This window comes from Serratia sp. 506_PEND (assembly GCF_001076875.1).
Lineage (GTDB): Bacteria > Pseudomonadota > Gammaproteobacteria > Enterobacterales > Enterobacteriaceae > Serratia > Serratia marcescens.
Genome location: NZ_JVEL01000638.1, coordinates 1 through 7,995, shown reverse-complemented (window position 1 = coordinate 7,995; position 7,995 = coordinate 1). Strand labels below are relative to the sequence as shown.

The window sequence follows — 7,995 nt, the reverse complement described above, 5'->3', positions numbered from 1 at the left end:
AGGCGTATTTCTTTCCATGAAAATCCCTATGAAGGTTTGCGCGTGTATTTAATGAATATTCCTAAGTAAAAATCCGATGCCGCCTGATTCATCAAGCCATGAAAACGGCTACCAGGGAGGATGTCCACCGTATGAGTTCTTATCTGCTTTTCTGGTGTATATGCCATTGCATTGCCGGGATCGGTGTATTCGTTGCTTAGAATAGCCTTAAAATAGGCGAGGGGAAGGTGAAATAACGTGATATTAGAAGCAGGATGCTTTTTGCAAAGATGAAATCGGAAGTGAAATTATGAAATTTGTGCGTTGTGAGGTGGTTTTTGTCATTTAATTCAACGTGTTATTTTGTTTTTTGCGGCAGAGTATCACACTCTTTCACTGAGGTGATACGCACGCTTCTGTACCTTTATCTCCTCTTGTTGCCCCCCGAACGGCAATATTTTACCCCGAGTTGCATCACCCTAATGGGCGCGGATGGTTCGCGTTAACTACCGGGGTCAGGATTCGTTTAATTAATGCCGGACAAAGGCTGGCCGGAGAGGACGCTTGCTCGAGCCGAGTGTGAAAAAACCTGGCCACGCTGGCGCAACGATCGCGTCCGATCCGGCAATCTGCCTTGTCATCATCATTGACCATTCTTACCGACAATAAAAATCTTTTGGTCAGCTCGGGGCATTTTTGCGCGCTGGAAAGAATGACAACCGTTGCGCCAAAACCGTGAAGACCTGCCAGGTTGATCAATCACGGGAGCTTCAAATTGCTGAGGTAGTCATACTGGGCTTGCGAAATGTCCAGTTCCCCATCGCTGAAAAAGACTTTTATAAACATATCGCCCTGGCCGACGATATCGACACGTTGGTAGGTTCCCGTCACAAAACGGCGCACGATAGCCTGAATGGCAGCGGTATGATTAGCAGGAACTGCATTGTTATCCGTGACTTTCTGTTCAAAAGTAATAGGGTGCTCTGCCTGAGGATCGGGACTGTATTGTGCGCGTTTGGCTGCGCTTTCGAACTTGAAATCATTAAAGGCGTTGTGGGTGGAGTTAAACATATCGGCAAGGTTTTTGATATGCGCCGCCATCTGATTCACGACCATGGTTTTATTGGTCACGAAGCGTTTACCCAAATAAGTGCCAGTCACTACCGCGAGTTGGGCGGCATTTCTGCCTAAAATGCTGCCAACGCCAGAACCGGCCCCCGTCCATAATCCCGCGATCAAAACCAGTCCGGCTCCGCCGACGGTGCTCGATGCGATATTCTCAAAATGCTGAACACGTGCCCCCATTTGCCATGAGGTTCCGGGAAAAGAGACATTAATGCGGTTATCCAGGTGATTAATTCTTCCGCCTGGTCGTTGTCCTGACTCAATATTATTGGCTGTCAGCCGGCGGTTGTTTTCATCTTTGAGTTCACCCAGCGTAAACGCGATCTGTCCGGTCTCCGTTTTTGTTAATCGAAAGACTTCTTCTGGTGACAGAGACCTGACGAGGATCAGCGCCTCATTCAAAATCTCACGGGTCAAAAAGTTGGCTGACACCCGATTATTCGATTCGTGTTGCGATGTCAGAGCTAAAATTTCATGTGACTTAGGAAATGCCATAATCCCCCCGCCATTACGATATGCACCGTAATGTGATTAGCTTTCTTTATTTTGCTTAATGTCCCAGCCCATCTGCACCGAAGCTCCTTTATTGCCTTGCTTCGCTTGCTCCCAGTATTCCATCGATACTTTACCGGCCTGAAAAGAGTATTCAATACCTAGCGTGGAACCGTGCTCGACACCGATGAAGTCGGTATGAGTCACTAATACATCTTCCAGAGTAATGCGGGTATATTCCACTTCCTGCCCACCGGCTTTGCAAAGCGACAACTGCACCTTGGCGAGGTGTTTACCGGCCGAACAGTATTTCAATAAGGCAGGTGTCGCTTTATCTATCAGAGCCTGTACGGTCAGATCGCGAAAATTCACTTTACCCGTACCGCCGCCGCCGCCAACGGCCATATTGCCAGGCTGCCGCGCGCCCCAGTTAAAGGAAAAGACATCGATCCATTGCTTGTGATTCGCATTTTTCGATTCGCCATTAATGCCTTCAACTTTTAAAAACATATCCATTGCCATGATTTTATCACCCGATCATTAACGTATTGTTAGGTGCCCGAATGCACTTAGCTCTCTTTATTCTGCTTGATATCCCAACCAGATTTGCTTTCCGCGCCTTTAGTGCCGCTGCTGCCTTGTTCCCAGTAACTCATGGTGACTTTTGACGCCTGGAAGGCGTAATCAACCAGGATCGCATCATTTTGACCGACACCATTAAAATCGGTTTGCGTCACCAGCACGTCTTCGAGAACGATTTTGGAATATTCCACCTGGTTGCCGCCCGCTTTGCATACGGAAAGCTCGATTTTCGCGACATGTTTTCCACTGGAACAATATTTAAGAATGGCGGGTGTAGATTTGTCGATAAGCGCTTGAATACGGAGGTCTTGATAATTCACTTTCCCGGAACCGCCCCCACCGCCGACAGCCATATTTCCTGGCTGTGAAGCGCCCCAGTTAAACGAAAGTACGTCGGTCCATCCTTTATGATTGCTGTCTTGGGACTCGCCCGTCATTCCTTCAACTTTCATATACATATCAATTGCCATTGTCGCCGGATCCTCCATTATTTCGCGTTGGCAGCGGAATAGGTTAAAAATGTCTTATCAATGGGTAAAATTCAGCATAGCCTTATATGAATGAATTAACAGCAATGTCGTTTTTATTCGGAATGTTCCTAATTTTTGTAAAATATATTTCGATTTAACAACGTGATACGGTTGTAGATTCGTAACTGTATCCATCACAGTTCGACAATAAAAACCCTCAATAAACACGGAATATGAGCGCGTTTGTTTGACGTTCGGATAGCTGGGGATTGGGGGCGGTTTTTCGAGAGAGTCCACCAGTAATGCGAAGTTGCACTCCCTCGGATGATACGGTGGCGCCTCAGCGCTGGCCCGCAGGGTGAGGTCTTCAGACCGAATAATCGAACCAAGGACACGGGGATTTTCAATCCCATGAACAGAGTAGGTTGAAGGCATAAAGTCAATACAAACAGTACCCTGCGATTTTACAGGTCAAATGGCCTTTATTCAAAAGCAAAGAACACCCAACAAAAACCTCATTCTTTCATATCTCAATTGCACTCGTAGGAACGGAGAAAAACCGGAGACAACCATTGTTTATTTATTGCAAACAGTCGGTTGTAAGAGTCAGTCACTCCTGAAATGCTTAAAAATACCGGAGGCCGACCGGAGCACGCATTTCGAATCCTACCCCCGTAGCCCCCCAACTTTCAGTAATTATTTTTTTCTAATCAACCTAAAAACAGGGGGGGACTAACAGTCCCATCGAAATTAAACGCCGTGAACGGCGTTTAATTAAGGCGGTCCACGGCGTCAAATTTCGCCAGGCCTGTTCGAATGCTTCAGCATCGAGCAGGTGTGGGGGCGGGCGGGGAGTTGTTGATGGGTATTAGCATTCACTTGATCGCCCATGCGCATTTTTCTTGACTACCTATTCGCAAATTACTTGGTCGTTTCCAATAGAAAACCGGGACAGAGCAACCCAAATTGACAGGCAGCTATGAGCGATATGCGGGCATTACTAGCAGCATTCTGTGTGAAACAACGGGGAGCAGTCACCGCTTCCCAACCTGTTATTTCAGCGTGCCGAACTGTGTGTTCTTCAGTGCATATAGTCGGTCGAACTCAGCATAGGCCTCTCCCGTTTCAGCTGCGTGCCGGGTTTTAGCGTCCAGAAGGTCGGGCAAAGGGATTCCATGACTCAGTGAGTGGTAAAGATCATACCCACTGACACAGATAACACGCTTTCCTTTACCAAAAGCTGTCAGACCTTCAGGCGTAAACCCCATCCAGCTGATAAAAACGCCTCGTGTCCAGGTTGCCTTGGTACTGAGCTTTCCTTCAAATACATGGAGATCAGCAGCCGACGTTCTTTTCTGATGCCACTTTGCCTCCATCAGGTAAAATTCGTCATTCAGTCGGAAACTTCCGTCAATCTGTTCGCCTGTATTTCGGAAAGACGAACGGGGAGCGAGCTTAAAGATACTGAACAGTTCAGCAAGCCAGGCTTCAAACCGAAAACCACGTGGATGTGGCGGCAGAGATTTCATCTCGTTCATTTCAGCGATAAGTGAAGGCCAGTCAACACCATGCCATGCCTGGACAGGCTTTACACCTTTGGCTTCATCGGTGTCAGCGTTTTCTAAGCGGGAAATCAGTGCAAGATAGTCATTACTGCTTTGTTCAGCCTGTTCAGGCATGGATTCCGTTTTATACTGCCAGAGAGCGCCAAGAACCCGCAGAGCGGTCTCACGATCAGCCTGTTTCAGCAAGCATCTAACTCGTTTGGCCTTTGACGTCCCCTCTTCCTGATAACGTTCATCATCAATATCAATATTTAGTTCTTCATCAAAAAAAGCAGACAAGGTGCGGTTAGAGAAATCCAGTATCCAGCCAGGATCGCTCTCAAACACGAGATTAAACAGCCTCAAATCCTGCATTTTCAGTTTCACGCCTACCTCCTTTTTTTCACAGTATAACTGTATGAAAGTGGAGGAGGAAATGAGTCAGCACCTGTACACCAGCTTTAGCGTGTTCCGCTATTGGCAGAACGGGGCCAATCTAACTGAGCAGAAGGTGCGCTGTGAGCGAAAAGTGGACATCCATTTCAACCCTAAAATCGGCGCAGACTGGCAACCTCGCGGTCAACAAAAGCATGTAGCCACGCCGGGCCAGAATGAAAAATACTATCTTGCCGGAGCCTTACACAGCGGTACGGGAAAGGTCAGTCATGTTGGTGGCAATAGCAAAAGCTCGGCGCCGTTCATATGTCTGCTGAAACACCTTAAAGCCACATATCGACGGGCAAAAACCATCACGCTAATCGTGGATAACTATATCATCCATAAAAGCCGGGAAACGCAGCGCTGGCTAAAAGCGGATCCAAAGTTCAGTGTGATTTACCAGCCCGTTTATTCGCCGTGTGTGAACCACGTTGAGCGGTTATGGCAGGCGCTTCACGATACGATAACCCGCAATCATCAGTACCGTTCTATGTGGCAGCTTCTGAGAAAAGTTAACCACTTCATGGATACGGTCAATCCATTCCCCGGAGGGAAACATGGTCTGGCAAAAGTGTAGCGGTATTAAGCGCAGCTATTTAGTAATCTACATATTTTTACAAATTACAAACATATACTCACCACTATATAAGTCTCACGATTTGTGAATTAATTTCCTGTCGTATGTATTTAAAAATAATGAAAAATGATTTTGTTAAAATAAAAAACTGACGTAGTATTGTAATCAAGCAGTAGCGATTTAATTACCTGTATCACCTTTTATTTAATTGGAGTTATGTATGAATGTTTTTTTTAAACTAAGAAATACAAGTTCCTTACTAAATGGATTTCATGAACTTGAGAATCAGGAGCTTTTTTTCGCATCACCAGATGAGCTAAACGACCCTCAGGAAGGATTCTTAAATTTATTTTGGCAGGGAGATAAAATAGTCTGGAGAAATCTGTTAAGATATTACATATTTAACTTGACAAACTGCTTATTAAAAGCAAGCTGCTCAAGCAATGAAAGTTTACTGTCCTCTGATTTATTATTATTTAATTTTGATATAAACAATGGGATAGATCGTTCTTTCAGAAATACTTACAACGCATTAGAAAGCACTGTGTTCAGAATAAACGCCATTAATGAATTAATTACATGCCTTTCAGAAAAAAATAAAAAAATCCATCAAGACGAGCTTTTTTTCATCCTTAACAGCTTACATCTTTTAATTATAAAAGAGATCTGTATTGAATTAAATAAATTACAGCACAACACATTATTTGAAATAATCAGTAAAATGGATTGCTATACTCTAGATCCTAATTTTATCGATGCTATCTCTAGTGATTTTTTACCCACAATTGCAGCAATGCATAAAAACTCAGCATTAGAATCTAATCTAACAATTTTTGAAAACCAAACCAACATTGTATTTAAGAAAAACTATCATTATCTTTTGCAATTTTTTGCTCAGGAGTTTGTTAATCAGTTGGGCCAATTAACCTACAATGATGTGTATATAACTTGCTTTACAAAAAATTATCCCGACTCCGATATGTGGGGTTATTATGGAGATAATCATAAAGGCTGCTGCTTGATATTTGAAACTACTACTCCCGAATATCTTGATTCCTATACACGGAACCCAGAAGATAACGTAATAAAGATTACACGAACAGGTGGAACGAAACCAATAGACATGAAAATTGAACCTGTTAATTATTCAGGCAATTACCCAGAGATAAATTTCTTCAATTCTGTAGGAAATATCCAGCGTGGCATTTATCAAAACTGCTGGTTAAGTGATGGTGAAGAACGAAGCCATTATTATGATCATCGCTATGTTAATCATCATAGGTGGCTCGACGAATACAATCACAACATGCATTCATTTTTTTTCTGCAAGACAGAACATTGGAGTAAAGAAAATGAAGCCAGGGCAATTATAACAACTTTCTCTGGCGAAAATAATATCGCTAATAGAAAAGTACGATATGAATTCCAGTTTCTTAAGGGTATAGTTTTTGGCATTAAGACGTCGTACTCTGACAAATGTGAGATTGTTAATATATTGGTAAATAAATGCGATAAATACCATATTTTCGACTTTAAATTCTACCAGGCATTTTATAATCACAAGGAGAATAAAATGGATAAAGTTGAGATTGACATTAAACATCGCCGATAAATTTATTGTATAGTTTTAAGCATAGTCTGACAGTTACTTTTCCTACAAGAAAACCTGTCAGATTATCCCCCGACAGATCAATTAAGTATAATTACTGTTCTATGTATTTTCTCTCTCATTCCCTTTTTAACTTTACCATTTCCCTCCTGACGCCGATATCACACGCTAATCGCGCCATCTTCCACTGGCGAGCTTTTGGACGTTCATTCGTACGGGCCGATTATTGCTCTTTAAAAAGATGAGTCGTGCTGTCACGCAACCACAATTCAGGGTGCCGATAAATTGTAAGTATCCCAACTTTAGTTCCACGTACATTTTGAGAGTTCCGGTTTTTCAGCCATCAGCCGGTACTCTTCCGGCGTCAGGTTATTCAGGGATTCATGAGGCCGCTCGTTGTTATATTCCGTCAGCCAGCGCTCTGTAATTTCCCGTGCTTCATTCAGTGTTCTGAACAGGTAAAAATCCAGGATTTCTGTGCGGTATGTCCGGTTGAACCGTTCGATAAAAGCATTTTGTGTTGGCTTACCCGGCTTGATAAATTCGAGCTGCACGCCATGTTCTTCGGCACATTGTGCCAGCGCCAGTGAAACCAGCTCAGGCCCGTTGTCCATCCGCATCTTCAACGGGTAGCCGCGATTTACCACGATCCTGTCCAGCACCCGGACGACGCGTTGCGCCGGGATATTAAGGTCGATTTCTATCGCCAGAGCTTCACGGTTAAAATCATCCACCACATTGAAGGTCCGGAAGCGTCTACCGCAGATCAGCGCATCGTGCATAAAATCGATGGACCAGCTCTGGTTTAACGCTTGCGGCGTCGCCAGTGGTGCTGGATTACGCACTGGCAGCCGCTGTTTTCCCTTACGACGAAAATTCAGTTTCAGCAGGCAATAAATCCGATGAACGCGTTTATGGTTCCAGGTATTGCCCTGCCTGCGCAGCAGCTGGAAAAACTTCTTAAAACCGTAGCGCGGATAGCGTTCTGCCAGTTCAGCCAGCGCATGGATCACCGGTTCATCACGCCGGGCATCGGGCTGATAAAAATATACCGTCCTGCTCAGCGATAACGTCCTGCAGGCCTGGCGTAAACTCATGGCAAATTGCGCCGTCAGATAGCTGACAAGTTCACGCTTTATCGCTGGTTTTAAAGCTTTTTTTCGATGACGTCTTTAAGTG

At 44.3% G+C, this 7,995-nt stretch carries 5 protein-coding genes and 2 pseudogenes; 2 read left to right on the top strand and 5 right to left on the bottom strand.

The genetic code is table 11. The features are described from left to right. Positions 1-738: 738 nt before the first annotated feature. The 4 genes from ADK28_RS33265 to ADK28_RS28925 form a co-directional block, all read right to left on the bottom strand. Positions 739-1,599 (bottom strand): hypothetical protein, encoded by an 861-nt coding sequence (locus tag ADK28_RS33265; protein ID WP_228009761.1) that lies wholly within the window; start codon positions 1,597-1,599, stop codon positions 739-741. A 36-nt stretch (positions 1,600-1,635) separates the two neighbouring features. Continuing rightward, positions 1,636-2,118, bottom strand: a complete 483-nt coding sequence (locus tag ADK28_RS28935) for an Hcp family type VI secretion system effector (protein WP_004937359.1) — start codon at positions 2,116-2,118, stop codon at positions 1,636-1,638. A gap of 47 nt (positions 2,119-2,165) precedes the next feature. Further along, on the bottom strand, positions 2,166-2,648 hold the full coding sequence (locus ADK28_RS28930; RefSeq protein ID WP_004937362.1) for an Hcp family type VI secretion system effector: 483 nt from the start codon (positions 2,646-2,648) through the stop codon (positions 2,166-2,168). 1,052 nt (positions 2,649-3,700) lie between these two features. Beyond that, positions 3,701-4,579, bottom strand: coding sequence for a restriction endonuclease (locus ADK28_RS28925; protein ID WP_048797430.1), 879 nt, complete (start codon positions 4,577-4,579; stop codon positions 3,701-3,703). A 133-nt stretch (positions 4,580-4,712) separates the two neighbouring features. Between ADK28_RS28925 and ADK28_RS28920 the strand changes: the two are divergent. Together ADK28_RS28920 and ADK28_RS30885 are read left to right on the top strand one after the other, a co-directional pair. After that, positions 4,713-5,207: pseudogene (locus tag ADK28_RS28920) on the top strand (IS630 family transposase); the annotation flags it as partial. A gap of 220 nt (positions 5,208-5,427) precedes the next feature. After that, positions 5,428-6,819 carry a DUF2971 domain-containing protein gene (locus ADK28_RS30885; protein WP_082172383.1) on the top strand — a complete coding sequence of 464 codons (1,392 nt, stop codon included), beginning with the start codon at positions 5,428-5,430 and terminating at the stop codon, positions 6,817-6,819. Between the two features lie 299 nt (positions 6,820-7,118). Here the strand turns inward: ADK28_RS30885 and ADK28_RS28910 are convergent. After that, positions 7,119-7,976, bottom strand: a pseudogene (locus tag ADK28_RS28910) (IS3 family transposase); the annotation flags it as partial. Positions 7,977-7,995: the final 19 nt, after the last annotated feature.

Bases quoted from the DNA above. Each gene is read 5' to 3' on its own strand.
- ADK28_RS33265 (WP_228009761.1), bottom strand. From the start codon at position 1,599: ATGGCATTTCCTAAGTCACATGAAATTTTAGCTCTGACATCGCAACAC.
- ADK28_RS28935 (WP_004937359.1), bottom strand. From the start codon at position 2,118: ATGGCAATGGATATGTTTTTAAAAGTTGAAGGCATTAATGGCGAATCG.
- ADK28_RS28930 (WP_004937362.1), bottom strand. From the start codon at position 2,648: ATGGCAATTGATATGTATATGAAAGTTGAAGGAATGACGGGCGAGTCC.
- ADK28_RS30885 (WP_082172383.1), top strand. From the start codon at position 5,428: ATGAATGTTTTTTTTAAACTAAGAAATACAAGTTCCTTACTAAATGGA.